The sequence below is a fragment of the Sphingomonas sp. Leaf21 genome (assembly GCF_916858675.1).
Classification (GTDB): domain Bacteria; phylum Pseudomonadota; class Alphaproteobacteria; order Sphingomonadales; family Sphingomonadaceae; genus Sphingomonas.
Window position 1 is genome coordinate 79,189 of record NZ_CAKASM010000008.1, and the last position, 26,575, is coordinate 105,763.

Below are 26,575 nucleotides of genomic sequence, written 5' to 3' on the forward strand. Positions count from 1 at the left end.
CGATGGTGGAGGGGCAAGCCCCTCGCCCCTCCACCACCGCTTCGCGGCGGTCCCCCTCCCCATCAGAGATGGGGAGGAATTGCGTGGCGAAGCTCAAAGCGCCGCCTCCAGCCAGGCGTCGGCGTCCGCCGCAAAGGCCTCGCGCACCACCTCGTTGCCGATGCGGTCGATCGCGTCGGCCACGAAAGCGCGGGTCAGCAGCGCCTGCGCGCGGGGCTTCGGAATGCCCCGGCTCTGCATGTAGAACAGCGCCTTGGCATCCAGCTCGCCCACCGTCGCACCATGCGCGCACTTCACGTCGTCGGCGAAGATTTCCAGCTCGGGCTTCAAGTTCACCGTCGCCGTCCGCTGGAGCAGCAGGCCGCGAAGCGACTGTTCGCCATCGGTCTTCTGCGCATCCCGCGCGACTTCGACCCGCGCCGCAAGGCTCGCCTGGCTGCGATCTGCAGCGACCGCACGCCACAGCTGATGGCTCTGGCCGTTCAGCGCAGCATGGCGAAGCGACACCGCGCATTCCTGCTTCAACGAGTCCCTGGTCAGCAGCGCGCCGCCGAATTCGGCATAGGCGCCGTCGCCGGTCTGGGTGATCCCGCCGTCGATCCGCACGCCCATATTGCCCGCCGCCAGGAAGGTCGCGATCAGGCTCGCGCCCTCGCCCAGCTCGGCTTCCTCGCGCAGCGACACGAAGCCGTCGTCCTGCAACAGCCGCACCGCGCGCATCAGCCGCGCCGATGCCGCCAGCTTCACGCGGGTCAGCCGGTTCGTCCAGCCGCGCCCGACATAGGTCTCATAGACCTGCGCCGCCGCATCCTCGGCCAGCACGATCTCGGCGGGCAGGTGATTGGCCGCACCGCTGGCGACATGGACGATCTGCACGGGGTCAGCGACGGCATCGCGCTCCAGCCGCAGCGACCAGCCGCGCCCGAGCGCCTGCTTGCCCAGCGGATGGTCGCTGGCGTCGATCTGGGTCAGCTGCACCGGGCCGAGGTTGCTGGCGCTTTCGTCCAGCACGCCGTCCACGAACAGCAGTCGCGCGCCGGGCAGGTCGAGGAAACGATCCGCCCCCGCGACCGGGCGGACACGCTCGCTCTCAGCAGCCCGCCGCAAAGCGTCGATATCCGCCCAGCGCCAAGCCTCTTCCCGAGTCGAGGGAAGGTCCAACACGTCCACCATCAAATCCTCCCCATCTTCGATGGGGAGGGGGACCGCCGCGAAGCGGTGGTGGAGGGGCCAGCCGGGCGATGCCCCTCCACCATGCTACGCATGGTCCCCCTCCCCGCGCTGCGCGCAGGGAGGATTTGGCTCGCACCGCTCATGCCTCGACCCCGGCATAGCCTTCGCGCTCCAGCTCGTGTGCGAGTTCGGGGCCGCCCGAGCGCACGATGCGGCCATCGGCCAGCACATGCACCCGGTCGGGCTGCACATAGTCGAGCAGCCGCTGATAGTGCGTGATCAGCAGCACCGCCTTGTCGGGCGCGCGCATGATCCGGTTGATGCCGTCGCCGACGATGCGCAGCGCGTCGATGTCGAGGCCGGAGTCGGTTTCATCGAGAATCGCGAACTTGGGGTTCAGGATGCCCATCTGAACCATCTCGTTGCGCTTCTTCTCGCCGCCCGAGAAGCCGACATTGACCGGACGCTTGAGCATGTCCTGGTTCAGCCCCAGCCCATCGGCCTGCGCGCGGGCGAGCTTCAGGAACTCGGCACCCGACAGCGGCTTTTCGTCGCGCTGCCCGCGCTGCGCGTTCAGGCTTTCGCGCAGGAACTGGACGTTGGACACGCCGGGGATCTCGACCGGATACTGGAAGCCCAGGAACAGCCCGGCGGCGGCGCGCTCGTTCGGCTCCAATTCGAGCAGGTCGACGCCGTCGAACGTCACCGAACCCTCGGTCACTTCATAACCCGGACGCCCGCCCAGCACATAGCCCAGCGTCGACTTGCCCGCGCCGTTGGGCCCCATGATCGCATGGACTTCGCCCGCATTCACCTCGAGCGTCAGGCCCTTGAGGATCGGCTTGCCGTCGATTTCGGCGTGGAGGTTTTCAATTTTCAGCATTGCGGCTTTCTTCCTTGGCGCGCTCGCGGGCCACCGCCGCGACGACACCATCGTTAATGCAGGTCATGAGCCCGATGCGGGCGGAGGAACGCTTGGCCACGCAGGAGCGGGCGGAATCACACGCGGCTTCGTCGATAAAGCGATCGCCACTCGAAACCTTCGCGCGACAGCCGCTCAGCCGCCCCCCGTCGACGTTGAGGTCGAGCTGGAGCTTGCGCAGCTTCGTACCCACCACGCTGATCTCGTCACCCGACGACGCCGGGCTTTGCTGCCCGGCCACCGTCGCCAACGATAAAAGCATGGCAAACAGGATCACCCGACGCTCCCTTCGAGCGAAATCCCGAGCAGCTTCTGTGCTTCGACCGCGAACTCCATCGGAAGCTGCTGCAAGACCTCGCGCGCGAAGCCGTTGACGATCAGCGCGACCGCCGCTTCCTGATCCAGCCCGCGCGACATGGCGTAGAACAGCTGGTCCTCGCTGATCTTGCTGGTCGTCGCCTCATGCTCGATCTGCGCGCTGGGGTTCTTCACCTCGATATAGGGCACGGTATGCGCGCCGCACTGGTCGCCCAGCAACAGGCTGTCGCACTGGGTGAAGTTGCGGACATTCTCGGCGGTCGCGGCCACGCGGACGAGCCCGCGATAGGTGTTGTCCGAGCGTCCGGCCGAAATACCCTTCGACACGATGGTCGACCGCGTGTTCTTGCCGAGGTGGATCATCTTGGTGCCGGTATCGGCCTGCTGGCGGTTGTTCGTCACCGCCACCGAGTAGAACTCACCCACCGACCCGTCGCCCGCCAGCACGCAGGACGGGTATTTCCACGTCACCGCCGAGCCGGTTTCGACCTGCGTCCACGACACCTTGCTGTTCCGGCCCTGGCAGAGCGCGCGCTTTGTGACGAAGTTGTAGATGCCGCCGACGCCATTCTCGTCGCCAGGATACCAGTTCTGGACGGTCGAATATTTGATCTCGGCATCGTCCAGCGCGACCAGCTCGACGACCGCCGCGTGCAGCTGGTTCTCGTCTCGCATCGGCGCGGTGCAGCCTTCGAGATAGGAAACGTAAGATCCCTTGTCCGCGACGATCAGCGTGCGCTCGAACTGGCCGGTATTCTCCGCGTTGATGCGGAAATAGGTCGACAGCTCCATCGGGCAGCGGACGCCCTCGGGAATGTAGACGAAGGTGCCGTCCGAGAAGACCGCCGAGTTGAGCGTCGCGAAATAATTATCCCGCTGCGGCACGACCTTGCCCAGCCATTTGCGGACGAGATCGGGATATTCCTTGATCGCCTCTGAGATCGAGCGGAAGATCACCCCCGCCGCTTCCAGCTCCTTGCGGAAGGTCGTCGCGACCGAGACGCTGTCGAACACCGCGTCGACCGCGACCTTGCGCGCGCCCTCGACACCCGCCAGCACTTCCTGCTCGGCGATCGGGATGCCCAGCTTTTCATAGGTCCGCCGGATCTCGGGATCGAGTTCGTCCAGCGACGCGATCGTCTTCTTCTGCTTCGGCTCCGCGTAATAATACGCGTCCTGATAGTCGATCGGCGGGATGTTCAGCTTGGCCCAGTCCGGCGTCTCCAGCGTCTGCCACAGGCGAAACGCCTTCAGACGCCAGTCGAGCATCCATTCGGGCTCGCCCTTCTTGGCCGAGATATAGCGGACCGTGTCCTCGCTCAGCCCCTTGGGCGCGAAGTCCTGCTCGATCTCGGTGGCGAAGCCCCACTCATATTTCTTGTTGGCGGCGGCGAGCGCCTCTGCATTCTTCGTGGCCATCAGGCGAATACCCCCGGACGCGGGGACGCGTCCATCACTTGCGATTCAACAGGATCGGCGGCGAGCGTCGCGAGCGTCACCCCGGAAAAGGCGGCGCGTACCGCCTGGTTGACGACATGCCAATGCGGCCGGACACGACATTGCATCTCCAGGCCGCAGTCATGCGCGGCGCCATCGACGCACGCGGTCAGCGCGATCGGACCATCCACCGCCTCGACGATGTCCGCCAGGCTGATCGTATCGGCCGACCGGGCGAGGCGGATGCCACCGCCGGTGCCACGCGCACTCTCGATCAGGCCGGCGCCCGCCAGACGACTGACGAGCTTCTGCGCGGTGGGCAGCGGTACGCCCGTCTGCCCCGCCAGCAGGGTCGCGTTGCTCCGCCCGCCCACGCCTTCGCGTGCGGCGGCGGTCATCATCACGACCGCATAATCGGCTAGGCTGGAAAGGCGCATGATCTCCAATCGGATGGAATTGGTCCGATTGGCAAATGGGCGCGAGGTGCCGGTTCGTCAACCGGGTTTCGCCAAGGGATTTTCGATGGGTGTGAGTGAGGGAGGCTTACTCATTCCTTCTTAAGCCCCTCCCGCAGGCGGGAGGGGTTTGGGGAGGGCAAGGGGTCTCACAGAGCCTGTCGCCCGTGGCTTGCCCTCCCCCATCCCCTCCCGTTTACGGGAGGGGCGTGGGACTCAGCGGCGTGGGACCATCACCGCCCGATCAGGCCTTGTGCGATTTCGTCCGCCACGTCGGATGCCGGATGCCCCGTCTCCGCCGAACGCTGCCACACCTGTTCCAGCCGCTCGGGGATCTTGGCGATGCGTGCCATGACCTCAGCCTCGTCGCCCTGGCCCAGATATTCCAGCCCGACATTGATGATGCCGCCCGCGTTGATGACGTAATCGGGGGCGTAGAGGATGCCCGCCTCCGCCACGCGCGCGCCGTCCTCACGCGTCGCGAGCTGGTTGTTGGCGCCACCCGCGACGACCTTGGCCTTCAGCCGCCCGATCGAATCGGCGGTCAGCACCGCGCCGAGCGCATTGGGGCTGACCAGGTCGACATCGGCGAACAGGATCTCGTCGGCGGAGGCGACGCTGGCGCCCAGTTCGGAGGCCAGCGCCTCGGCACGCGCCTGGTTCACGTCGGCGAGCGTGAGGAGCGCGCCGTCCCTGGCGAGCAGACGGGCGAGGCCGCCGCCGACCGAGCCGACACCCTGGATCGCGACGCGCACGCCGTTCATGTCGGTTGCGCCCAGCCCGCGCTTCGCGGCCGCCTTCACGCCCAGATAGACGCCGTGCGCGGTATAAGGCCCGGGATCGCCGCCCGCCGCGCCGCTTTCCACCGGCAGGCCGGAGACATAGCGCGTCTGGGTCGCGATGACCTTCATCCGCTCCTCGGACATGCCGACATCCTCGGCGGTGACGTAACGGCCGCCCAGCGACTCGACCGACCGGCCGAAGGCTTCGAGCTGTGCGGTGGTGATCGTGTCGCCCTGCTTGGCCGCGAGCACCACGCCCTTGCCGCCGCCCAGCGCCAGGCCCGCCATCGCGTTCTTGTAGCTCATGCCGCGCGACAGGCGCAGCGCGTCCGTGATGGCGAGCGCGGGCGTCGCATAATGCCAGAAGCGCGCTCCGCCCGCCGCCGGGCCGAGATGCGTCGAGTGCACGGCGATGACCGCCTGCAAACCCGACGCGGGATCGGTGAACAGATGCACGCCTTCATGCGCGTCGAAATCGGGAAAGCCCCAGTTCGTCATGCTCGTCCTTCGGTCCGACAAAAGCGGAACCGGACCGAGTCTTCCGACCCGGCCACCCAATCGGTGAGGATTTAGGGGGGACACGGGCGCGAAAGGGGCCGGTGCCGTGGCCAGGATATGGCCGGAAAGAATGGGGCGACCGACGGGACTTGAACCCGCAACTTCCGGCATCACAAGCCGGCGCTCTAACCAATTGAACTACGGTCGCCGCGAAGGCTTGCGCCCCTAAACGGGATGACCCGGCTTCGTCAAGCGGTCAAAAGCGCCCCTCGGCCGAAAGTCGGTATCCGCCCCCCGTCGCCGCGACGAAGCCCAACTGCTCCAGCCTGGCCGCCGCGGTCGGGTCGCCGGGAGTGAGGACCAGGTCGGCGGTGTAGCGCCCGTCGGGGCGGATGCGCAGATTGACCGCCTCCGTGCCGCCCTGCCCCGTCATCGGCAGGAGCAGTGCCCCCGCCTCGCAGCGCGCGGTGCCCATCATCATCGGCGGCAATGGCAGGCCGCCCGCCTCTCCGCTCATCGTCGCGCGGACGCGGCCCCCGGCTTCCTCGCAGACGCCGTCGCGGAAGCGGACCGTCACATCCTCGAGCGCGAGGTCGGTCACCGGCAGCGGTGCGAACAGGCCGGCGGCGGGCAGGGTGGCGGTGACGCCCTCTATCCCCATCGCATGACGGCTGATCGTCGCGGTCCCCGCGATCGGACGGCCACCGGCACCGACGCCCTCGAATGCCAGCCGGGCGCGACCGACCAGGAGTGCGAAGGGGGACAGGGACACGCGCAGGTCGCCCAGCGCGACCGCGCCGAACCGCGCCTCGATCAGGCTGCCGCCCCAGATGGTGCCGCCGACCCGGCGCGCGCTCAGCCCCTCGTCCGCCAGCCCGGTCGCGCCGAGCGCCAGCCGCATCGGCAGGAAGACGATCAGCGCCACGACGAGCATTCCGATGAACGATACCGAAGGACGGGTGGTCAATCGCAACCGCATCACGACGCCCGCGTCCGGACGAGCAGCGCGACACCGACGGTGCGATCGCCATTGTCGGTCAGCGTCGCCTGCTCCACCAGCACCCCGCCGCGCTCCAGTCGCGCGAGCCAGGGGGTCAGCGCGGCGGGCCGGGCCGACGCGATCTGCGCACGCACCCGGCCGGGCCCGTCCTCGGTCAGCGACGACAGGGTGAAGCCCGCCTGCTCCGCCGATACGCGGACCGTGTCCGCCAGCGTACCCGCCAGCGCCGGGGGCCGCCGCCGCTTGGACCGAAGCTCGTCGGCCATCGCCTGCGCCTCGCCCAGCCGGATCACCGCATCGGCGTGCCGCTCGCGCGCGCTCGACAGTCCGTCGTCGATCGGGCGCAGGATGCCACCCCAGACGATCGTCACGATCAGCAGCGCGCCCATGATCAGCAGCAACCGCTTCTCGCGGGTCGAGCGCCCGTCGAACCAAAGCTTGAGCGGCGTCATCGTGCCCGCACCGTGAATTCTCCCGTGATCCGGCCGTTGGCGGCGACGAAGGTGCCCGCCTGGACGGTGAAGCCCTCCGCCTCGATCGCCCGCTTCAGGTCGGTGGCCAGCGCCTCGCGATCGACCGCCACGCCGACGCGGATATCGCCGCTCGGCTGGAAATCGAGCGCGGTCAGCTCGGTGCCAGGCACCGCGCGCACCGCCGCGAACACGGCCGCGGCGGTCTGGCTGAACCCCTGGCCCGGTCCCCGGATCGCCGACAGCCGCTCGGTGAGCTGGCGATCGGCATCGACCAGCGTCTCGCCACGCGGAAGCGCGGTGCGTGCGACCTGCTCGATCCGCGCCTCGGTCGCGTCGGCGGCAAAGCTGTATTTGGTCCAGCGCACCAGATCGATCGCCAGCGTGACCGACACGATCGCCAGCCCCAGCCAGCCCAGCCGCCGCACCAACCGCCAGTCGATCGCGAAACGGCGGCGCCGCGCGAAAATCCCCTGTCGCAGATCGAGCGCGGGGGTGGCGATCGCCGCCCCCAGCGCGGTCTCGATCCCGTCGGCGTCCAGATCGGCCAGCGGCTCCTCGCCGGTCACGAGCTCGGTCAGGCCGGGCTCGTCGGCGAAGCCCGAGCTGCGCCCGCGCACCACGCCCTGCCCCGCCAGGTCGCCACGCACATAGCCTTCGTCGGGGCGCGGCAGCAGAAGGGGCGCGGGGACGATGGCGACCGGGTCGATCCCCTTGCCCGCCAGCAGGCTGAGCCAGCCCGCCATCGCGCCGCGATTGACGATGCCGATCGCGCGCGAGCCCGCCGCGTCCTCGCCGACCGCGACGTGCAGTTCGTCCATCGGCGCCGCGCTGACTTCGGCCGCCAGGAGGCGCGCGGCGGCGGCGGCCTGCGCGGTCGAGCGCGCCGGAATCTCCGCCCAGTGCAGCGACACCGCATCCGCGGGCGCGACCGCGATCACGTCGCCATCGCCCTGGGGCAGCCCCTCGCCCGCCGCCGCGACGCGCGCATCCTCGATCCGCATCCAGCGATAGTCGCCGCCCTGGCCCGGCGGCAGGAACAGGAGGTTGGTCGCACTCATCACTCTTCCCCCCAAATCCGCGCCACCAGTTGCGGCATCCCGCGCGTTGCGTCGACCAGCGCGCGTTCGTCCACCCGGACACTGCCCAGCGTCACCGCGATGCGCAGATTGAACCAGTGGCTGGTCGTCGCCACGCCGCCCGCGCCGCTCGCCCCCGGTATCTGCGCCCAGAAAGCGCCCGTGTCCGCATAGCCTTGCGGCGGGCGGCGCAAAAGGGCCTGGGCGATGGCGGACGGGGAAATCGTATCGACCTGCGCCATCGCGACGAGCGGCGCCTGCTCCGGCGCCAGCGTGTTGATGTTGACGCTGGTCGACTTCGCCTCGGGCAGGGCGCAGATCCAGGGGCGCAGCGTCGTGTAGACCTCCGGCGTGACGCCGTTCACCATCCGCATCTCGCTGACATCCGCGATCAGCGTGCCGCCGGTGCGATAGGGCGGGTCGCGGACGAAATAGAGAGTGTCCTCCGCCCCGCCGCCCTGCGGATTCTGGTCGCTGTCGATCCAGTCGGCGGTGCCGGTCGCGACCTGCTCCGCGACCTGGCCCGGAATGCCGATCAGTCGCATCAGCTTGGCGAAATGCGCAATGTCCACGCCGCTCGCCGCATAGAGGCCGGGCTGGCCCGGCACGGGCTGGGCCAGGCTGTTGAGATTGAAGCAATTGCCGCCATCGGTGACGCGCGCCACCGCCGTGCCGCCGCCCGCCGCATCGCCCAGCGGCAGCGCAAAGGGTCGGTCGCTCCATCCGCCCAGCAACGAAACCCTGCCCTGCGACCGCTCCAGCAGATCACCGATCCGGACGATCGCCAACGCCTCGGCGGCATAGGCGAAGCCGCGCGCCTGCTCGATCGCCACCGCATTGCCGCCCAGCCGCGTGGTCAGGCGCAGCTTCTCGAGCGCGGTCGCCGCCAGCACCGCGATCACCGCGACCAGGATCAGCACGGTCAGCAGCGCGGCGCCGCGCTCGCCGGTCGGGCGGGACCGGTCAGGCACCGGGCGTCTGGCTCGGGCCGGGTGTCGGCGACGGGTTGGGGCCGGACGCGTTCCCTTGCATTGGCGCCGTGACATAGCCGGTGCCGACGAGGAACAACTGGCGGAAGATCATGCCGTCGTCGCGGACGATCGTCACCTCTGCGGCCTGCGGCAAGGCGACGCCCGGCTGCCCCTGCCACTGATCGGTCCAGTTTCCCGCATGGCGATAGCGCAGATGCAGTTCGCGGACATGATCCATCAGCGCGGCGGGTTCCATCGGGGTCGTCCCGTCGAGCAACGGCCACGCGATCCGTTCGAGCACGTCGCCGTTCAGCCGATAGGCGACCTTCTGGAGCGAAGGCCGCTGCGCATCGTCGAGATTGCTCCAGCCAGCCCGGACCAGCCGCATGGCATCGGGCCCCGCGACCATCGCGGGGGTCTGTATCCCGCCCTCGTCGCGGGTCGGACGGTCGACCGCCTGCGCGAGGTCGGCGGACAGGATCGCCGTCGTCCGGCTCACCGCCGCCACCGCGTCAAGCTTTTGCCCGGTGACCGACTGCGCGCGCACGCTGAGCGAGAGGATCGCGACGGCGGCGGCGGCGAGCATCGAGAAGATGAGCAGCGCGACCATGACCTCGACCAGGGTGAAGCCATAGGATTGGGCACCACCCCGGCTTAGGCCGGGTTCCAGTCGCCGTGCGGCATGAGGTGCGCTGCGACGTACACCCCTGACCCCAAGATTCGCCGAAACTGGACCCCGGGCTTCGCCGGGATGGTGCAGGGTGCCCATCACGACGCCACCACCCCGGCCGGCGGTGCCGCCATGGGCGGACGGACCATGGTCATGCGCCCCGCGATACTGCCCCCCGCATTGGCCACGGCCACGTCGATCCGCACCACGCGCGCATCGCCGGTGCCACTGACGATCCGCGTCCATTTCCAGCTCCGCCCGCCATTCACCTCGGCGCCCGAGGTGCGACCGAGCGCGGGCGGCTGGGGATCGGTCACCGCCGCGATGGCGACGTTGCGCGCGACCATCTGCGCCACCACGGTCTCGTCGAGGATCGACGCGCCGCGGATCGTCGCGCTCTCCAGCCGGACCAGTGCCATCGCCGCCAGGCTGAACACCGCCAGCGCGACCATGATCTCGATCAGCGTGAAGCCCGATTGCCGGGGAGCAATGGCCCTGGCCCTACCCATCGACGCGCACCGAGCCGTCCGCGCCGATGCGGACGATGCTGCTCGCCCGGTCGCGCGCGAGGCGGAATTCGACCGGGCGGTCGGCCAGTCCCGTCACGTCGAACGTGACGCGGACCCGCCCCGTGGCGTCCGGTATCAGCGCCTGCGTCCCCTGTTCCCACTGCGCGACGCGGAGCGGCTTGGCGGTCATCGGGCTCCACGCACCATCGGCCCGCCGATCGAAGCCATAGCCGCCGCGAGTCACCCAGATGCTGACCGGCGACGCCTCGACCACCGCCACGTCATGCGCGGCGCGAACCCGCGCGGCGAAGCGAAGCGCCTCGTCGGTCACGCGGCCCCGGCGGTCGGGGAGCGACATCACCGCGATCGCGGAGACCAGGCCGATCACGGTGATGACGACCATCAGTTCGACCAGCGTGAAGCCGTTGCCTCCATGCGCCGGTGTTTCGGCATGGCCTTCGACTTCGCTCAGGCTGAACGGAGCTTTGGTCAGGACCGAGATCGTCCCAACATCCGTTCGCGTCGAGCGCCGTCGAAGCGCACGGGCCCAACGCCCGCCCCGCAGGCTCCGCCCGCCGCCGTCCCCGGCATCCAGGCGGGCGCGCGGAGTCACTTATCCCAGTTGCCGATATCGGCGTTGATCCCCTCGCCGCCTTCCTTGCCGTCCGCGCCGTAGGTCCAGACATCGGCCTCGCCATGCTGACCGGGCGCCGCGTACAGATAGGGGCGACCCCAGGGATCGTTGGGCAGCTTCTTCAGATAGCCACCCTTCTGATAGCGTGACGGATCGGCGAGCCCGGCGGGCATCGATACCAGAGCCTGAAGCCCCTGCGACGTCGTCGGGAAGGTCAGGTTCTGGAGCTTGTACATCTCCAGTCCGCCCTCGATCTGCGAGATATCGGCCTTCGCCTTCTGCACCCGCGCGGTGTCGCCCGAGGGGAGGACGTTCAGCGCGACGATCGTCGCCAGCAGGCCGATGATGACGATGACGACCATCAGCTCGACCAGCGTGAAGCCGTTCTCACGACGCTGGCGGCGGATCGGGCGGCGGTTCTGGGTACGCATCAACATGTCCTCTTATTGACCGGCCAGCGTGTTGAGCTGGAGGATCGGCAGCAGGATGGATAGCACGATCGTCGCCACGACGCCGCCCATCACGACGATGATCGCGGGTTCGAGCAGCGAAAGCGCGGTAGCGGTGAAGCGGTCGAACTCGCGCTCCAGATAGTCGGCGGCGCGCTCCAGCATCTCGTCCAGCCGGCCCGCCGCCTCGCCACTGGCGGCCAGATAGGTAAGCAGCGGGGGAAACACCCCCGCCCGCCGCATCGCCGCCGACAGGCTGCCGCCGCCCCGGATCGAATCGACGATCGCATCGGACGCGACCCGCAGGCGACGGTTGTGGATGGTCCCGGCGGTCAGCGTCAGCCCCTCGAGCAGCGGCAACCGGCTCGCCACCATCGTCCCCAGCGTGCGCGCCATCCGCGCCGCGTGCAGATCGCGCAGCAACCGGCCGAGCAAGGGCAGCTTGAGCAGCCAGGTGTCGAAGGACAGCCGGATCGACGGCACCTTCAGGGCGCGCCAGAACCCCAACCCGACCAGCGCCGCCAGCCCCGCCATCAGCCACCACCAGCCGACCAGCAGGTCCGACACCGCGATCACCATCCGCGTCAGGAAGGGAAGCTGCTGCCCCACCGTGTCGAACTGTTCGACCACCTGCGGCACGACGAACATCATCAGGGCGGTGACGACGCCCATCGCCACCACCGCCAGGATCGTCGGATAGGCGAGTGCGGTGATCAGCTTGCCGCGAATCTCCGCCTGGCGCTCCAACAGGGCCGCGAGCCGTTCGAGGATCGTCGGCAACGTCCCCGAACTCTCCCCCGCCGCGACCATCGCGCGGTAGAGTGGCGGGAAACTCCTGGGCTCGCGCGCCATGGCATCGGCGAGGCGACGGCCTTCGGTGACGCCCTGATGCACCGTCGCGACGATGGCGCGCACCCGCTCCTGCTCGGTCTGGCGGGTGATCGTGCGCAACGACTCTTCCAGCGGGGAGACCCGGTTGAGCGTGGCGAGCTGGCGGGTGAAGAGCGTCAACTGCTTCACCGACATCCGCGCGCGACCGAGTTTCAGCCCGAAGAGCGGACGCCGCTCGGCCGTGTCGCCGCTGCCCGGTCTGACCGACACGACATAAAGCCGCTGCTTCTCGAGCGCGGCACGAGCGGCGTCGCTGGTCTCGGCGGGGATGAACCCGCGTCTTTCCGCGCCCTTGGTATCGATGGCGACATAGTCGAACCCGGCCATGTCAGTCCTTTATCCCATCAAAGCGCACTACCCCGGCGAAGGCCGGGGTCCAGTTGCGATGACGGCCCAGAAACGCGGTGCAGGTTGGAGACCCTATCTCACGCGAGGCCGCTAAGCCGCGAAGAAGAAAGGAATGTTCGCGCAGAGGCGCAGGGGACGCAGAGGTGTCTCGCGCACGGCAGCGCGCAGCCATTCCCATCAGCCGAAATAGGAGGGCCGCTGGCGCGGCGAGGACGCCGTCTCTGCGTCCTCTGCGCCTCTGCGCGAACCCATTTTCTCTTCGCGGCTTCGCGGCTTCGCGTGAACTCGACTTCAAGGTGCAAGGCGACTGGGCCCCCGCCTTCGCGGGGGAACGAGAGCTGAGGCGAGCCTGCACCCCCCTCACCCCGCGTCGGAGTCGCGGCGGGAGACGCGGATGGCTTCCTCCGCCGTCGTCACGCCGTCGAGGACCAGCCCGCGCGCGGTGATCGCCAGCGTCGGCTGGCGGGCGAAGGCGTGCGCCGCGATCGCCTGTTCGTCGCCGCCCTCGTTGACCAGCCGCCGGATCGTATCGTCGACCCGCACCGCCTCATAGACCCCGGTCCGGCCCTTATAGCCGGTGCCGTTGCACTGCGGACAGCCGACCGCTTCGTAGACGATCGCCTTGTTCTCGATACCGAGCAAGGGCGCGACGGTGGTCTTGGCCTTCACCGGGCGCTTGCATGCCGGGCAGAGCCGCCGAACCAGCCGCTGCGCGATGACGGCGCGCAAGGTCGAGGCGAGCAGGAACGGCTCGACCTTCATGTCGCGCATCCGGGTGATCGCGCCGACCGCGTCGTTGGTGTGGACGGTCGACAGCACGAGGTGCCCGGTCAGCGACGCCTGCACCGCGATCTCGGCGGTCTCGCGGTCGCGGATTTCGCCGACCATCACCACGTCCGGGTCCTGGCGCAGGATCGCGCGCAGCCCCGCCGCGAAGGTCAGCCCGACCTTGGCGTTGACCTGGGTCTGGCCCACCCCCTCGACCGCATATTCGACCGGATCCTCGACGGTCAGGATGTTCCGGCTGCCATCGTTTAGAAGGCCAAGCGCGGCATAGAGGCTGGTCGTCTTGCCCGAACCGGTCGGCCCGGTGACGAGGATGATGCCGTTGGGCTCGCTCAGCGCCTCGCGGAGAAGCGCATACATCGCCGGGTTCATGCCCAGCGCGTCGAGGTCGATCCCGGCATTCTCCTTGTCGAGGATACGCAGCACCACGCGTTCCCCGGCCCGGCTGGGCAGGGTCGAGACGCGCACGTCGAGCAGCTTGCCGCCCAGGGTCAGCGCCATGCGCCCGTCCTGCGGCACGCGCCGCTCGGCGATGTCGAGCCGGGCCATGACCTTGATACGGCTGACCACCACCGGCGCGACATGCGGCGGCATCCTGAGCGTCTCGCGCAGCACGCCGTCGATCCGCATCCGCACGACGAGGCCGGTTTCGTACGGCTCGATATGAATGTCCGACACGCCATTGCGCGCGGCGTCGGCGATGATCCCGTTGATCAGCCGGATGGCGGGCGCGTCGTCGGCGGTGTCGAGCAGATCCTCGGCGGTCGGAATGCCGTCGGCCAGCATGTCCAGTTCGTCACCCATGCCCACCGCCGCGATCGCGGTCGCCTGTCCGTCCATCGCATAGGCGTCGGACAGCAGCCGGTCGAAGGCGGGCGCCTCGACCCGGGTGATGGCGAACGGGCGGCCGATATGGCGGCGCAGCTCGATCAACGCGCGCGGGTCGGCGCCTTCTCGAAGGGCGATGGTCAGCGGGTCGGCGGTGTGGACCACCGTGCCGAACTTGCGCGCGAAGCCATAGGGGATGGTCAGGGGGGCGACCAGTTCCAGCGCTTCATCGGGGGTGGGGAGCGGGAGAGCGGGGTGCCCTCCCCCATCCCCCCCCGCCTGCGGGGCGGGCGTGCCCAGCGGCAGGGGGACGGTGTCGCCGGTAGGCAGGGGTTCGCGTGCGTCAGTCACGGCGCTTGATCGGTTCGACCGACTTGGCGACGGGGACGGCGATGCGCGGATCCTCGATATTGCCGGGCATCGGCGCGTGCGGGATCGGCGGCGCGGCATTCATGTAATCGCGGACCAGCTCGTCGATCGACGGCTCGACGCCGGGCTGGGCATAACCCTGGAGCTGGCGGAGATAGCCGTAACGCTGCTCGGTCACGCGGCGGCTGTCCTCGGGCGTGCGCAGGATGGTCGGGCGGATGAAGACCATCAGGTTCGTCTTCGACCGGCTGCGCGCCTTGGACCGGAACAGCGCACCGATGCCGGGGATATCGCCGAGCAGCGGGATCTTCTCGATCGTGCGCCGCTCGTTGTCGTCGAGCAGGCCGCCGATGACGGTGATCTGGCCGTCATCGGGGGTGAAGACATTCTCGAACGCGCGCTTGTTGAGGATCAGTTCGCTGTTGTTGCTCGACACCGGACCCGCGATCGAGCTGACTTCGAGGCGGACATAGAGCTTGAGCGAGCCGCCCGCATTGACCTGCGGCTTCACGTCCAGCTGGATGCCGACATTCTGGCGCTGCACGGTGCGGAAGGCATTGTCGAAATTGTTCGACAGCGCCTGCCCGGTGGTGACCGGGATTTCCTGACCCACAAGGCTGTGCGCCTGCTGGTTGTCCAGCGTGATGATGTGCGGGACTTGCAGCAGGTTCGACGTGGTGTCGCTCTTCACCGCGTTGATGATCGCGCCGAACACCGTGTCGCCGATCTGGCCGCCCCAACCGGCAAAGCCGCCGGTCGTGCCCAGGATCGACTGCACCGCCGACTGGGTAAGCTGGCTATAGGCTTGGTTGGGAACGTTGGTCGTCGTGCGGGTGCCGTCGGGCGCGACCACCGTCGTCGTCGTGCCGCCGATCGTGTTCGCGCCCACCGCGCCCGCGATCTGGAGGATGTTCGGCGCGGTATTGCCATAGGTGGATGCGGCGAACGCCCCGCCCGACAGGCTCCCGAGCAGGAACTGCGCGCCAAGCCGCCGGGCGGTCTGGTCGGAGACTTCGGCGACGATCGCCTCGATCAGCACCTGCTCGCGGCGCACGTCGAGCTGGCGGATGACCTCGCCGATCTGGCGCTGGATATCGGCGGGCCCCGCGATGACGATCGCGTTGGCGCCCGTGAAGCGGGTGACGACAGCCGCCGTCCGTCCCCCCTGCGTGCTGATCGCGGGCTGCTGGCCATTCTGTCCGCCCGCACCCGGCGCGTTCGACGCCTGGGGCTGTGCGACCGGCTGGATCCGCTGCGCGATCGAGGTGCCCGCGGGCGAGCCCGTCTGGCTGTTGGTCTGGGTGAAGCTACCGCGCGACAGGGTGGTTTCCTGCACGGGATCGGGGGTCTGGCCGACCAGTTGCTGAAGCACCGGCAAAAGCTGTTCGGCATCGGCGTTCTGGAGGAAGACGACGCGGATCTCGGTGCCGCTCTTGGCCTTGTTGTCCAGATCCTGCGCGATCTGCGCGAAGCGCGCGACGCTCGACGGGTCGCCGCGCAGCGCGATCGAGTTGGAACTGTCGATCGCCACCACCGATACGCCGGTCGCCCCCTGTGCGGGGCCGCCCTGCCCCGACCCGGCGCCGCCGCCCGCCAGCGTCTGAAGCGCGGTCGCGATCTCGCGCGCGCCGGCATTGCGAAGCGCGATGACGCGGGTCGAGGCATTGTCCGAATCGATCCGCCGGACGACTTCGCGGATGCGGCGGATATTGTCGGCGAAATCGACGACCACCAGGCTGTTGCCCGCGCGGTTGGCGGTGACCGAGCCTTGCGCGCTGACCAGCGGACGCACCGTCTCCAGCGCGCTGGCGGCGTCGATCGCGCGCAACCGGATGATCTCGGTGACATAGGCGTTGCGGTTCGCACCCGCCGATCCGATCCGGCTGGGCTGCGACGCGGCATTGTCGATCGGCTGGACGCGGAACGCCCCCCCGGAGGTCGGCACCGCGACCAGGCCGTTGGATCGCAGGGTCGACAGGAATATCTCGAAATATTCCGAACGTGACAGCGGCCGGTCGGTCACCACCGTCACCTTGCCGTTGACCCGGCTGTCGATGATGAAGGTTCGCCCGGTCACCTTGGCGGCGTCGGCGATGAACGCGCGGATATCCGCATCGCGAACGTTGAGCGTGGTCTGGGCCTGCGCCCCCGCGGCGAGCGCGATGGCCAGAACCGGCGCCAGGACTGAACCGAGGACGAACTTCTTCATGGCCGTGGTGCCGCAATCTGAAGGGAGAGCGGCAGCGTCTGATCGCCCCGCTCGACCGTGATGGAAAGAGAACCGCCCTGTGCGAAATCCGCCGCCAGCCGGTCAAGGTCGCCCGGACCGGAAACCGGCCTGCCGCCCAGCGCGGTGACGACATCGCCCTCACGCAGCCCCGCCGCGCGGAAGGCCGCGCCCGAGCCGGTCGGGCGGACGACCAGCCCCGATACGCGCCCGCCGTCGAGCCGGGGGATGAAGCCGATATCGCTGCGCAACTGCGCGACGGCGACCCCGCCCTGTGGCGGCACCGGACCCGATAGCGGCACGGGCGGCGTGCCCGGTGCCGCGCCGGGGCTCGCGGGCGTGGCGCCGCCCGGCGGCGCATCCGACTGATCGAGATACAGGTCCTCGGTCGCGCCGCCGCGGTCGATGGTGATATGGTCGAACGCGACCGCCTTGAGGGTCACGCCGGGCTGGATCTCCTCGCCGACCGAAACCGAGCGCTGTACCCCGTCGGGCCCCGCCAGGATCGCCGATCCGCGTCCCATCGCCTCGTCGATCCGGGTGCCGTAGAGCGTGAGCTGCAAACTGGTGACGGCGGCGGGCGCGGTCTGCCCGCCCTGCAGGCGGAAGAAGGGATCGAAGCCGTCGAGGATCTCCCCCGCCGACCCGGCGATCACCGGCGCGGCGGGCCGCCATTCGCCCAGCGGCGAGATGGGTGTGACGAGCACCCATAGCAGCCGCGCGCCCTGAACGGCGAGCACCGCCATCAGCGCCAGCTCGGCCACCGAATAGACATTCACGACGGGCAGACGCCGCAACAATCGGCGCCCGCGCGCGTCGAGCCTCAACCGCATGAAATCAGACCCCATCCGCATTTTCAGCATCTAGGCATGGCATGTTACAGCGCAGCGTCAAAGCCTAGAAACATGTTCGTCATATGGGTTTCACATGGACATCGCGATGGACACCGCCTTCCCCGCCCCGCCCGAACTCGGCAATGGCCTCGATGCCGCATCGGTAATCGCCCGCCTGACCGCGACGCCGGGGGTGCAAAGGCTGCCCAGTCCCAAGCTGACGCTGTTCGTGAAGCGCGACGTGCTGCCACCCGAACTCTGCGTGGCCCTGATCGCGCGAATCGATTCGGTGCGCCGCCCCTCGACCATCGCGGACGCCAATGGAGACGCCGCCTATCGCACCAGCGAGACCGGCGACCTGCCCGCGGACGACCCGGCCGTGATCGAAACCGAACACCGGATCGCGATGCTGACCGGCCTGTCCGCCGACTATGGCGAGCCGATCCAGGGCCAACGCTATGCAGTCGGCCAGGAGTTCAAGCAGCATACCGATTATTTCGAGCCCAAGGGGCTGGACTATCACCGCTATTGCGCGGTGTCGGGCAACCGGACCTGGACGGTGATGCTCTACCTGAACACGCCGGACGCGGGCGGCGCGACGCGGTTCAAGGTGGTCGACAAGCTGATCCAGCCCGAACCCGGCAAGCTGGTCGCCTGGAGCAATCGCCGCGCGGACGGCTCGACCAACCCGGCGACGCTGCACCAGGCGATGAAGGTGCGGGCGGGGGTCAAGTACGTCATCACGAAATGGTATCGGGAATTACCCTGGCGGGGGTGATGGCGGGCCGAGCACGCGCTGCTGGTGCCCAAGCCCGTTCGCTCTGAGCGACCTCTAAGCGCACGTCCCGCACGCGCCCGAACGGAAAGAGGCCGCCGCCCGGCTCCCCGGACGACGGCCTTTACCCGAAGCCGGGACGGATCAGAACGTCGTGCTGATCCCCAGGGAGAACACCCGGCCCAGATTATAGCGATTCAGATACACGAACCGGCCATTCCCGAAATCCTGCCGCTCGTTGTAGCGGGTACGGGTCAGGTTGCGGGCCTCGGCCTTCAGCTCGAACTTGCCGCCCGCCAGTTCGAAACCCTGGCGCGCGACGAGGTCGAGGCGGATACCCGGCACCTCGACGATGTCCGGCTGGAACCCGGTGCCCGACAGGTTGGACGGACCGCGATTGGTCACGCGGTTGCTGGCATAGTTGAACAGCAGCGTCACCTGCGACAGCGCGGCGGTGTCCTCGAGGCCGAGCTGAAGGTTGACCAGATGGTCCGACTGGCCGGTCAGCGGCGCACCGTCGCGGAACAGCAGTCGCGCCGGGCCGAAGCCCGAGGCGCAGCCCGCCAGGCCGGGCGAGCCCTGCGCCGCCGCCGGGTTGGGCACGCACGACGCATCGGCTTTGATCTGCGACTTGGTGTAGGTGTAGTTGGCGATCGCGACCAGACGGCGGGTCGCGAAGAAGTCGCCGCCCAGGCCCGCCAAGGGCACATATTTCTGCAACTCGACTTCCGCGCCATAGAGCGTCGCCGAGGGCAGATAGGTGAAGCCCGTCTGCAACCGGTCGTCCGCGCCGGTGTAGAAGCCGACCTGCTCGATCGGATTCTCGATACGCTTGTAGAAGCCCGCCAGCGTGAAGCGCTGGTCGCGCGCATAGAACCATTCGTAGCGCGCCTCCAGGTTCCACAACTTGCTGTCTCGCAGGTTCGGGTTACCGAAGAACAGGCGGTCCGAATCCGGATCACGGAACTGCTGCGGCGCGAGTTCGCGGAATTGCGGGCGCGAGATGGTCTTGGCCCCGCTCGCACGCAGTTGCATGTCGGCGGCGAAATTCCAGGTCAGCGTGCCTGCGGGCAGGAAATAGTCGTTCTTCAGCCGGGTCGTGGCGCTCTGGACCGGGGTGACCGTCTCGACCGCCGTCTCGTAGCGGACGCCGGCCACCGCGCGCAGCCCGGTAGCGACCTCCGCCTCGGCCTGGACATATCCCGCATGGACGTCGAGCTTGGCGTCATAGGCGTAGGCACCCGCCTGCGTCGAGAATTGCAGCTCGAGCGTACAGGCCCCCTGCCCGCGTAGCGGACAGGCGTTGTTGATGACGTCCGGGCTCAGCAGATAGTCCGGGCGATAGAGGTTGTACGGGAAGCCCGGCGCGGTGCCCGCCCCGTCGCTGGTCTGGTAGTTGAACTGGATACGGCTCGAATAGCGGTCCGTACCCTGGTAGAAATAGCCGGTGCTGAGCGTGATCGGTCGCTCGCCATCGATCCTGTAGGAAAGGTCCGCCTGACCGGTCCACAGATTCTCGTTGAGTTCCGAGAAGATGATCGAGGCGAAGGGCGTGAAGCGCTGCGTCACCTGATAGGCGCCGTTGCACTGGAAGCCGCCCGCGCCGTTGGCGCCGTCATAGCTGATCGGCAAGCCATTGCTCGTCCGTGCCGAGCAGAGATAGTCGAACTGGCGCTCATAGGGCGCATTCCGCTTCGAATTGGCGAAGGCGCCGCGCGCATCGAATTTCAGCGCATCGGTCAGCTTGAACTCGCCGACCAGCTGGCTTTCGATCAGCTGACGCTCGAACCAGTTGGTGTTCTGCTGGAAGCGCAGGCCACTGGGATTGTTGTACAGTTCGGCGGCCGAGCCACGGCCCTGCTTCAACGTGTCGTGGATATAGACGTTGGTCCAGCGCACCGTATTGTCGCCGAACTCGTACCCCAGACCGACCAGCGCGTTGGCGACGATGCGATTGTCGGTGAGGAGCGTGCGGAAGTCGTTGCGGAGCGTGCCGTCCTCCGACACCGAATCCTGCTGGATCGCCGAGCGGGTGCGGAAGGTGTTGGACAGGCTGAGCGACGAGATCACGCCGAGACGGTCGCTGCCGATGTCGAACACCGAGCCGGCCGACAGCTCGCCCGACCAGTTGGCGGGGAGCTGGTTGTTGCGCTGGAGCAAGGTGGTCGAGGCGTTGGAGAGGCGCACCACTTCGGACGCGGGTACGATGCCCGAGCCCTTGCCCGCCTGAACGTCGCGGACGAACTGCGGCACGCCGCGCGTGCCGTCGTCGAAGCCGATCCAGTCGGCATCGCCGCCGCGATAGGTATAGCCCAGCTCGCTGGTCGTCGCATCGTCGGCGGCGATGGTCGCGCCGCCCGAGATGAAGTTCCTGGTCGGGATCGCCTTGGTCGTCAGATTGATGACGCCGCCGCCGAACTCGCCCGGATAATTGACCGAATAGGTCTTCTGGACAAGCGCCGAGCCGACGATGGTGGTCGGGAAGATGTCGAGCGGGACCGAGCGGCGCAGCGGCTCGGGGCTGGGCAGCGGCGAGCCGTTGAGCAGCGACGAGGAATAGCGGTCGCCGAGACCCCGGACATAGACGAAGCCGCCGCCAACGACCGACAGGCCGGTGACACGGGTCAGCGCGCCCGCAATGTCGCCCTCACCCGTGCGCGCGATATCGGCGGCGGACAGGACCGACACGATCTGCGGCGTGGCGCGGATCGTGTTGGGAATGTTGCGGCCGACGACGACGATCTCGTTGCTGGCCGAGGCATCGACGCCGGGCGCGGAGATTTCGACCGGCTCGTCCTGCGACTGGCCGTCCTGGCCGGTCGGAGTCTGGCTTTGCGGGGTGGCCTGCCCATCGGGACTGGTGGCGGTGGTGCTGGTCGGCGCAGGCGCCCCCGCCGTCTGCGCGAGCAGAGCGGGCGCGACGAGCTGCGAGGTCAGCAGAAGGAGGGAGGCATAAGCGAGGCGTCGCTGCATGGCCGGGTCTTCCCGTATCAGTTTTCATGGAGGAAAGCCGGGGCGGCGATCGTCGCCACCCCGGCCTGCCGAGAGCGCCCGGACAGGTGCGGGCGCATGGTCAGCGGGGCCTTAGCGGCCGTTGCAGCTGAAATAGACCGAGGTGAAGACCGGCGGCCCGACGTCCTGAAGCGAGGTGTCGGCGCCCCGGATCGTGGTCCGGCCCGTGCCCGAGCCTTCGCCAGCGATCAGGTTGACGCAGGCGACGCCGCTCTGCGTCGACTTCACGATGCCGTTGATGAAGGTCATGTCGGCACCACCGCGCAGGCGGATCGCTGCCGGGGCGGCCGCCGTCTGGACGAAGGTGAAGTTGGCGTAGCGACCGAAGGTGCGCGGCAGCAGGTCCTCGGCGTTGTTCGAGTCGATCTCGGTCGAGAAGCTGTCCGCCGTCGCACCCAGCGTCCGCTGCGCCGCGATCAGGAACTGCATGAAGCCGCGATAGCCGTTGTCGATATCGAAACCGTCATCGTCGGCGCCGGTGATCGCGATATATTTCAGGTTCGACGTACCGCCGAAGATCTCGATGCCGTCATCGGCCGAGTTGTGGCTCTGGATATGATCCAGCACCGTGCCCGACCCGGTGCCACCGAGCGTCAGGCCCTGAAGCTCGTTACCGTCCGAGATCGCGATGCCCGAGTAACGGATCTGGACATAGGACATCTGGCCCGAGGAGTCGGTCTGGTTCGCACCACCGTAGAAGCGGCCGGTGACGCCCTCGATCGCCTGCTGGCAAGTGGTCGAGGTGCCGCCCGCATTGTTCGGGCCGGTGCCCGAGGCGCAGACGGCGGTCGGCGCGCGGCCGAGCAGGATGATGCCGCCCCACTGACCCTGGGTCGCGTCGGACACGCCGTTGCTCGCCAGGTTCTGTTGCGAAGTGAAGACGATCGGCGCATCGCGGGTGCCGATCGCCGAAATCTTCGAGCCACGATTGACCAGCAGCAGGTCGTTGGTCGCCTCGGTCGAGTCGGCGGCGATCACGACGCCCGCCGCGATGGTCAGCGTCGCGCCGGTGCCACCGGTCGAGCCCTGGTCGGTGCCGACTTCGGTCTGGCCGCGCAGGCGGTACACGACGCCGGCAATCTTGGGCAGCGTCAGGTCGCTGGTGATGGCCTGCGGCAGGCGGCAGTAGCGCAAGGTCGGCGACGACGAGCTGTTGGTGCCGTCATCGGTGGTGCCCGTCGGGCAGACCGAGGTGGCGGCGGCATAGGTGCCGATCGCCGGAACCGCCGTACAGCGCGCACCCGACCCGCCGAATTCGGCCGAGGTCGAGCTGCAGGTCCAGCCCTGGAAGGCGGTGTCCGACGGACCGTTGAGCGCGCCGACATAATTGGTCGAGGTGAAGAAGCCGTTGATGATCGACGGGTCGGCGGCGGTCACCAGCGACGTGCTGCTGGTCGGATAGATGCCGTTGAGCGCGGCGCCGGTGCCGTTGACGTTGTTGTTCGATCCAGCATTGACGATCGCCAGCTGCTCGTCGGCGGTGATCGACACGCCGTTGACCGCGGTGACGGCGGCGAACTGCGCGGCGGTGATGTTGGCGGTCGGCGTCGGGGTGGGCGACGGGGTCGGCGTCGGCTGCGGCTGGACGATCACGACACTGCCCGCGCCGGGCGACGCGACGCTGTCGGCACCCCCGCACGCGCTGAGCGCCGCACAGGCCGAGGTCGTCATGAGAAGGAGGCCGAAGCGCTTGAAGCTGCCCATCGCCGAAAAACTCCCGATCTTATCGTTGCTAAGCCGGGCGAACGCCGCCCGATGACCGACTCAAGACAAGTCCCCCTGTCGATCCCGGACCGGGCGTTAGGCGCGTCACATGACGCCAAGATGCATTTTACAAGAATCTTTTGTGACAAGTCGGAGGCGTTTCGATGACACGCCCTGCGCGTGGCGCGCGATGGCCGAATTTATTCCGCCCGCCACCGACGATATGGCAGCTTTTTGGAAAGACGGTCGTTTTCCACGAATGAGGTCGAGCTTCCGCACGCCCTCGGCGCCCCGCCCGTCATCGTGTCACTACGGATCGGGCGGGGCGTCCATTGCCAGCTCGCGAAGCCGGTCAATCGCCGGATGGACGGTCGTTCAGGTCAGCGACGACTTGCGCTTGGGCGCGTCCTGGCCTTCGGTGCTTGCCTGTCCCCTGTCGAGCGTATCGCTGGGGCGGCGCGCATCACCCTGCTTCTGATGTTCGGTGGACAGGTTGGGCTGGCGCGTTTCGGTGGTCGGCTTGATGGGGTCGGTCATGGCGTCTCTCCTGCGCCATCCAATGCCTGGACGAGCGGCGACGTTCCCGCCTTCGCGGGGCGCGGGATCGGAAGCGGCATGCGCCCGACCCCGCAGCCTGGTGTCAGTCCCTCGCCATCGACTTGGCGAGCACGGGCGTCTGCTGATGCTGCACGACGCGCCAGACCTCATGTTCCAGACGACGGATGACCGAGGTGCAATGCGCCTCATAACGTTCGTCGCCCCGGCTCGCCGCGACGTGATAGCCGATCACGATCAGCCCTTCCTGCGGGCGCGATACCTGACGCTCGGTCAGTTCGGCGCGCTCCCAGACGGGCGTATCGGCGACCGCGTCGATCGCCGCGCCGCCCGCGAGGACGAAGGGCGGACGCGGCAGGACCATCACGACCTCGGGATCGACCTTCTCGCGATAATTGTCGGGCCCCTCGGTCCAGAGGCTTTCCTCGAAGCTCCAAAGGCGTGCGTCTTCCATCTGATCTGCTCCCGTGGTGATTGGCGGCGTGACGTCAGGCGAAGTCGCCCAGATCGGCGGCCTCGTCCTCCGCGCGTTTGGCGATGCGCGCCTCGGCGGGTGGCGCATCGTCCGGACGCGGTGCCGTCGGCTGGGCCTTCACGTCCTCCTTCGCCTTATCGGCGTTCGGCGGGGTATCGGGACGGGCGGGATCGGACATGCGGGCTCCACTGGCTGGCGTCAGCCATGCTCAGAACGCCCCGCGCCACGGTCGGAGCCGTGGACCAGCGCAGAAATTATCGGGCCGCCGCGCGGGCGGGTCAGCCCCTGGCGGTGACCGGAACCGAGGCGCGCGCCCTCGGCGTCGTCGCGCCATCGTCCGCGGCACGACGGCCGGGCGCTTCGTGCCGCGTCGCATGAAGATGCCGCAGGATCAGCGCGAGGTCGTCCTCGACCAGATCGGACGCGGCGTCGATCGTCACCCCCTCGGGCAATGTCTCGACCCACGCCGCCAGGCGGTTGCAGGCGGCGCCCAGGGTGGGATCGGCGCTGTCGTCAAAAGCGGCCATCGGTTCAGCCTCTCGGTTCGGTCATATGCGACATGTCGGAGCCTATAGCGCGATCCCGCGCCGCGCCATCTCGGCAAAGGCCATGTCGCCCAGCGGCGTGCGCGGTTCGTCGCTGAAGATATCGGCAAGGTCGAGCAGGTCGTCGTTGCTCAAGTCGGTGATCGACGCCTCGATCCGGGCCATCGTCTTCGCGGACGAGGCCTGATGGTCGGCGATGCGCTTCAGTCGGGTTTTGAGCATGGCCCTGTCTATGACATCTTTGTCGGCTTTGTCAGGAGTTGATCGAGCGTCACTGGCCCAAAATCATGCACGTCGACGCCGATGTCGAATTGCCGAAGCATCGGCTTCAACCGGCCGTGACTGTGACCATGAAGGTTGATCGCGCGCCGATGCTGTCCGTTCCAGCTTCGAAAGGGGTAATGGCACAGGACCAGCCTGTGTCCGTCGACCTCCAGCTCGGCATAGTCGCCGCTACTGGCCCATCCGTCCGCCAGCATCGTGGCGTCGGGATCATTATTGCCCCGGAGCAGATGCTTGGTTCCGTTCAGCCGGGCCAGAAGCATGGGCACGTCGGCGGCGCGGCGCGCGACATCGCCGAGATGCCAGACCTCGTCCCCGGGCCCCACCACGGCATTCCACCGCTCGACGAGCAGCGCGTCCATCTCGGCGACGCTGGCGAAGGGACGTTTCCAGATGTTGATCGTGCGATGATCGCCGAAATGCGTGTCGGCGGTAAAGAACAGCGTCATGTCCAATAGAGGATGCGTGCGGACGGCAACGCCGTCGCGATCCCCGCCTCGAAGAAATCCCGCAGGTCGCGCATCGTGGCCGCGTCATAGACCTGCTTTTCGGTCCCGAACTTGGTCCGCTTGGTAACGCGGTGCGTGCCGCTCATGTCGAGCGACGAGCCCGGATACCAGCTGTCGAGCACCGCCCTGGACCCAGCGGTGAAGCGGTGGGTGATGAGTTCGACCGTCAGGTCGAGCCCCGGCACGCCCTCCAGCACGGCACCGGCATCGGCCAGCAACTCGCCATAGGCCTGCCGCCAGCCTTCCGCCGCGATGATCGGCGCGATGGTCAACCCGATCGGATAGCCCGCCTCCGCCATCCGCCCCAGCGCCGACAGGCGATCCGCGACCGGCGACGTTCCCCCTTCGAACCGCGCGAACAGGCGAGGATTGATCGAGGCGCGCATCCGCGTCCGTCGCTGGTGATCGATGCCGATCAGCGGGGCGACATCGGCGAACTTGGTGGTGAAGCGGAGTTGCACCGGCGCCTCCCAAGTGCCGAACCGGGCGATGGCGGCCGACAGCGATCCGGTGAGCGGCTCCAGCGCCAGCGGATCGGTATAGCAGGACGCCTCGAACGTGGTTCCCTCCTGCGCGCGATCGCGGCTGCGCGAGGTGATCGTGCCCCGCCCCAGATAGTCGGGCAGGCCGTCGAGTATCTCGTCGAGATTGGCATAGGCGCGCGTGATCGGCGGCCCTTTCAGCGAGCCTGCCAGATAGCAGTAGCTGCAATGCGCCGGGCATCCTTCCGCCAGGTCGACCCGCCAGTCGGCGCTGGGCGCGATGGGCTGCAACCGCCGCTTGGACGGCGGTGCCACCACCACCGCGAGCGTCGACTTGGCGGCGGCATAGGCGCGACGCGGGTCCTCGGGCAGATCGAGCGCCAGCCGGTCGCCGGGCAGCAGGACGATCTCCACGCCCCGCGCCTCGGCCCGATCGACGATGCCGCGCCCGTGCGCGAAGGCCATCGCCGACCGGGTCACCAGCAATCGCCTCGGCCGCCATGCCGCCCGGTCGTCATTCATGGATCGTGCTGCATCCGCCATCGCGACCCGAACGAACCGCCCGGCGCATCGGTCCGTCACGAGGC

Annotated in this window: 28 protein-coding genes and 1 tRNA gene; 1 reads left to right on the top strand and 28 read right to left on the bottom strand. The window is 68.3% G+C overall.

Annotated elements, in window-relative coordinates; genetic code table 11:
- Positions 1 to 93 precede the first annotated feature (93 nt).
- The 19 genes from LRP66_RS09110 to LRP66_RS09200 all read right to left on the bottom strand — a co-directional run bounded on the left by LRP66_RS09110 (position 94) and on the right by LRP66_RS09200 (position 17,649).
- Positions 94 to 1,173: a SufB/SufD family protein gene (locus LRP66_RS09110; protein ID WP_230482184.1), complete on the bottom strand. Its 1,080-nt coding sequence runs from the start codon at positions 1,171 to 1,173 to the stop codon at positions 94 to 96.
- 139 nt (positions 1,174 to 1,312) lie between these two features.
- Positions 1,313 to 2,056 (bottom strand): Fe-S cluster assembly ATPase SufC, encoded by a 744-nt coding sequence (sufC, locus tag LRP66_RS09115; protein ID WP_230482185.1) that lies wholly within the window; start codon positions 2,054 to 2,056, stop codon positions 1,313 to 1,315.
- Positions 2,043 to 2,372: a hypothetical protein gene (locus LRP66_RS09120; protein WP_230482186.1), complete on the bottom strand. Its 330-nt coding sequence runs from the start codon at positions 2,370 to 2,372 to the stop codon at positions 2,043 to 2,045. Before LRP66_RS09120 ends, sufC begins: the two co-directional genes overlap by 14 nt.
- Complete coding sequence (gene sufB, locus LRP66_RS09125; RefSeq protein WP_230482187.1) at positions 2,369 to 3,832, bottom strand: Fe-S cluster assembly protein SufB; 1,464 nt, start codon at positions 3,830 to 3,832, stop codon at positions 2,369 to 2,371. Before sufB ends, LRP66_RS09120 begins: the two co-directional genes overlap by 4 nt.
- Entirely contained in the window at positions 3,832 to 4,287 is a 456-nt protein-coding gene (locus tag LRP66_RS09130) for an SUF system Fe-S cluster assembly regulator (RefSeq protein ID WP_230482188.1), read from the bottom strand. The genes sufB and LRP66_RS09130 overlap by 1 nt, the downstream gene beginning before the upstream one ends.
- 251 nt (positions 4,288 to 4,538) lie before the next feature.
- Complete coding sequence (locus LRP66_RS09135) at positions 4,539 to 5,585, bottom strand: Glu/Leu/Phe/Val dehydrogenase family protein (protein WP_230482189.1); 1,047 nt, start codon at positions 5,583 to 5,585, stop codon at positions 4,539 to 4,541.
- Between the two features lie 131 nt (positions 5,586 to 5,716).
- Positions 5,717 to 5,793 (bottom strand) — tRNA-His (locus LRP66_RS09140).
- A gap of 48 nt (positions 5,794 to 5,841) precedes the next feature.
- On the bottom strand, positions 5,842 to 6,552 hold the full coding sequence (locus LRP66_RS09145) for a type II secretion system protein N (RefSeq protein WP_230482190.1): 711 nt from the start codon (positions 6,550 to 6,552) through the stop codon (positions 5,842 to 5,844).
- 11 nt (positions 6,553 to 6,563) lie between these two features.
- On the bottom strand, positions 6,564 to 7,037 hold the full coding sequence (gspM, locus tag LRP66_RS09150) for a type II secretion system protein GspM (RefSeq protein WP_230482191.1): 474 nt from the start codon (positions 7,035 to 7,037) through the stop codon (positions 6,564 to 6,566).
- A complete protein-coding gene (gene gspL, locus LRP66_RS09155) occupies positions 7,034 to 8,116 on the bottom strand; it encodes a type II secretion system protein GspL (RefSeq protein ID WP_230482192.1) in 1,083 nt (360 codons plus the stop codon). Before gspL ends, gspM begins: the two co-directional genes overlap by 4 nt.
- The gene (gene gspK / locus LRP66_RS09160; protein WP_230482193.1) at positions 8,116 to 9,105 is read right to left on the bottom strand and encodes a type II secretion system minor pseudopilin GspK; all 990 of its coding nucleotides are present in this window, start codon (positions 9,103 to 9,105) and stop codon (positions 8,116 to 8,118) included. Before gspK ends, gspL begins: the two co-directional genes overlap by 1 nt.
- Positions 9,098 to 9,775, bottom strand: coding sequence for a type II secretion system minor pseudopilin GspJ (gene gspJ, locus LRP66_RS09165; protein ID WP_268992445.1), 678 nt, complete (start codon positions 9,773 to 9,775; stop codon positions 9,098 to 9,100). Before gspJ ends, gspK begins: the two co-directional genes overlap by 8 nt.
- Before the next feature lie 98 nt (positions 9,776 to 9,873).
- Positions 9,874 to 10,284, bottom strand: a complete 411-nt coding sequence (gspI, locus tag LRP66_RS09170) for a type II secretion system minor pseudopilin GspI (RefSeq protein ID WP_230482195.1) — start codon at positions 10,282 to 10,284, stop codon at positions 9,874 to 9,876.
- Positions 10,277 to 10,897: a GspH/FimT family pseudopilin gene (locus tag LRP66_RS09175; RefSeq protein ID WP_230482196.1), complete on the bottom strand. Its 621-nt coding sequence runs from the start codon at positions 10,895 to 10,897 to the stop codon at positions 10,277 to 10,279. Before LRP66_RS09175 ends, gspI begins: the two co-directional genes overlap by 8 nt.
- Positions 10,894 to 11,349 (bottom strand): type II secretion system major pseudopilin GspG, encoded by a 456-nt coding sequence (gene gspG, locus LRP66_RS09180; protein WP_230482234.1) that lies wholly within the window; start codon positions 11,347 to 11,349, stop codon positions 10,894 to 10,896. The genes LRP66_RS09175 and gspG overlap by 4 nt, the downstream gene beginning before the upstream one ends.
- A 12-nt stretch (positions 11,350 to 11,361) precedes the next feature.
- Complete coding sequence (gene gspF / locus LRP66_RS09185) at positions 11,362 to 12,585, bottom strand: type II secretion system inner membrane protein GspF (RefSeq protein ID WP_230482197.1); 1,224 nt, start codon at positions 12,583 to 12,585, stop codon at positions 11,362 to 11,364.
- A gap of 381 nt (positions 12,586 to 12,966) precedes the next feature.
- The gene (gspE, locus tag LRP66_RS09190) at positions 12,967 to 14,442 is read right to left on the bottom strand and encodes a type II secretion system ATPase GspE (protein ID WP_443026675.1); all 1,476 of its coding nucleotides are present in this window, start codon (positions 14,440 to 14,442) and stop codon (positions 12,967 to 12,969) included.
- Positions 14,443 to 14,563: 121 nt separating this feature from the next.
- Positions 14,564 to 16,798 (bottom strand): type II secretion system secretin GspD, encoded by a 2,235-nt coding sequence (gspD, locus tag LRP66_RS09195; protein ID WP_230482198.1) that lies wholly within the window; start codon positions 16,796 to 16,798, stop codon positions 14,564 to 14,566.
- Positions 16,795 to 17,649 (bottom strand): type II secretion system protein N, encoded by an 855-nt coding sequence (locus LRP66_RS09200; protein ID WP_230482199.1) that lies wholly within the window; start codon positions 17,647 to 17,649, stop codon positions 16,795 to 16,797. The genes gspD and LRP66_RS09200 overlap by 4 nt, the downstream gene beginning before the upstream one ends.
- Positions 17,650 to 17,743: 94 nt before the next feature.
- Between LRP66_RS09200 and LRP66_RS09205 the strand changes: the two genes are divergently transcribed.
- Positions 17,744 to 18,427: a prolyl hydroxylase family protein gene (locus LRP66_RS09205; RefSeq protein ID WP_230482200.1), complete on the top strand. Its 684-nt coding sequence runs from the start codon at positions 17,744 to 17,746 to the stop codon at positions 18,425 to 18,427.
- Positions 18,428 to 18,568: 141 nt separating this feature from the next.
- Here LRP66_RS09205 and LRP66_RS09210 read toward each other — a convergent pair whose 3' ends face one another.
- The 9 genes from LRP66_RS09210 to LRP66_RS09250 all read right to left on the bottom strand — a co-directional run bounded on the left by LRP66_RS09210 (position 18,569) and on the right by LRP66_RS09250 (position 26,510).
- Positions 18,569 to 21,397 (bottom strand): TonB-dependent receptor domain-containing protein, encoded by a 2,829-nt coding sequence (locus LRP66_RS09210; protein ID WP_230482201.1) that lies wholly within the window; start codon positions 21,395 to 21,397, stop codon positions 18,569 to 18,571.
- A gap of 111 nt (positions 21,398 to 21,508) precedes the next feature.
- Positions 21,509 to 23,140 (bottom strand): hypothetical protein, encoded by a 1,632-nt coding sequence (locus LRP66_RS09215; protein ID WP_230482202.1) that lies wholly within the window; start codon positions 23,138 to 23,140, stop codon positions 21,509 to 21,511.
- A 375-nt stretch (positions 23,141 to 23,515) separates the two neighbouring features.
- Positions 23,516 to 23,677: a hypothetical protein gene (locus tag LRP66_RS09220; protein ID WP_230482203.1), complete on the bottom strand. Its 162-nt coding sequence runs from the start codon at positions 23,675 to 23,677 to the stop codon at positions 23,516 to 23,518.
- A gap of 103 nt (positions 23,678 to 23,780) precedes the next feature.
- The gene (locus LRP66_RS09225) at positions 23,781 to 24,149 is read right to left on the bottom strand and encodes a DUF4440 domain-containing protein (protein ID WP_230482204.1); all 369 of its coding nucleotides are present in this window, start codon (positions 24,147 to 24,149) and stop codon (positions 23,781 to 23,783) included.
- A 34-nt stretch (positions 24,150 to 24,183) separates the two neighbouring features.
- Entirely contained in the window at positions 24,184 to 24,348 is a 165-nt protein-coding gene (locus LRP66_RS09230; RefSeq protein ID WP_230482205.1) for a hypothetical protein, read from the bottom strand.
- A 100-nt stretch (positions 24,349 to 24,448) separates the two neighbouring features.
- Entirely contained in the window at positions 24,449 to 24,697 is a 249-nt protein-coding gene (locus LRP66_RS09235) for a hypothetical protein (RefSeq protein WP_230482206.1), read from the bottom strand.
- A gap of 42 nt (positions 24,698 to 24,739) precedes the next feature.
- Positions 24,740 to 24,937 carry a hypothetical protein gene (locus LRP66_RS09240; RefSeq protein ID WP_230482207.1) on the bottom strand — a complete coding sequence of 66 codons (198 nt, stop codon included), beginning with the start codon at positions 24,935 to 24,937 and terminating at the stop codon, positions 24,740 to 24,742.
- 8 nt (positions 24,938 to 24,945) lie between these two features.
- On the bottom strand, positions 24,946 to 25,446 hold the full coding sequence (locus tag LRP66_RS09245; protein WP_230482208.1) for a metallophosphoesterase family protein: 501 nt from the start codon (positions 25,444 to 25,446) through the stop codon (positions 24,946 to 24,948).
- Positions 25,443 to 26,510, bottom strand: coding sequence for an SPL family radical SAM protein (locus LRP66_RS09250; protein ID WP_230482209.1), 1,068 nt, complete (start codon positions 26,508 to 26,510; stop codon positions 25,443 to 25,445). The genes LRP66_RS09245 and LRP66_RS09250 overlap by 4 nt, the downstream gene beginning before the upstream one ends.
- Positions 26,511 to 26,575 lie beyond the last annotated feature (65 nt).